This window comes from Mycoplasma anseris ATCC 49234, assembly GCF_000702805.1.
GTDB lineage: Bacteria > Bacillota_I > Bacilli_A > Mycoplasmatales > Metamycoplasmataceae > Metamycoplasma > Metamycoplasma anseris.
In genome coordinates, this window is sequence record NZ_JNJX01000023.1 from 1 (window position 1) to 1,045 (window position 1,045).

The following is a 1,045-nucleotide window of genomic DNA, read 5'->3' on the forward strand; positions in this document are numbered from 1 at the left end:
GGGTTTGGAGTTGGTGTTGGATCCGGAGTTGGTTCTGGGTTAACTGAATTATCAATTGGTTCTTCAATAATTTCAGGCATTTTGCCTAAATTTGCTGTTTCACCAACTGTTGAAGCTAATTCATCTTGGTCTTTTTTAAATAATCCAATTTTGAATTTGAAAATAATATTATTTTGTTCATCTAACACAAAATTTATTTTTTTATTGCTTGCCAATAAAATATGAATACTATATCTGAAAATATACAAAGTTTTATCATAATTAACAAGCATAAAGTCAGTGTTAGGCAATATTGCTTTTTTAAATCTTAAAACTTCTCAAAAGTTTGGATTATTTCAATTGACTATTGTATTTTTAGGAACACAGATTATTGATTGTTTTTTATAATCAAAGTAAAAATCATAATTATTTTTTATAGCTCAATAAAAATGTTTTTCCATGCCAGAAATAATTTCTAAATTATCTTTCATCAATTTAGCATATTCATTTAATTCTTCAACTTCTGGCGAAAGATTTTCATTTGGATTTGGTTCAGGTTTCAATGGGATCAAATCATCACCAGGTTTTTCAATAATTTCAAGTATTTTACCTAAATTTGCTGTTTCACCAATTGTTGAAGTTAATCCTTCTTTTTTAAATCCTTGATATAATCCAATTTTGAATTTGAAAATAATATTGTTTTGCTCATCAAATTCAAAATCAATTTTTTTTCTATTTATAGTAATAAATGATGGATCATCATAGTTTGCAGGAAAATAATCTCTACTAGGTAATATTGCTTGTTTAAATCTTAAAACTTCTCAAAAGTTTGGGCTATTTCAATTGACTCTTGTATTTTCAGGAACACAAACTATTGATTGATTTAGAATATCAAAGTAAAAATCATAATTATTTTTTATAGCTCAATAGAAATGTCTTTCCATACCTGGAATAATTTCTAAATTATCTTTCATCAATTTAGCATATTCATTTAATTCTTCAACTTCTGGTGAAAGATTTTCATTTGGATCCGGAACTGGTTTAGGATCTGGAGTTGGTGTTGGAT

1 protein-coding gene is annotated in these 1,045 nt (G+C 26.4%); it reads right to left on the minus strand.

The annotated features are described in order from the left end of the window. Positions 1 to 1,045: hypothetical protein (locus tag T401_RS07335; protein ID WP_033179065.1), on the minus strand; the 1,045-nt coding region annotated here is incomplete at both ends.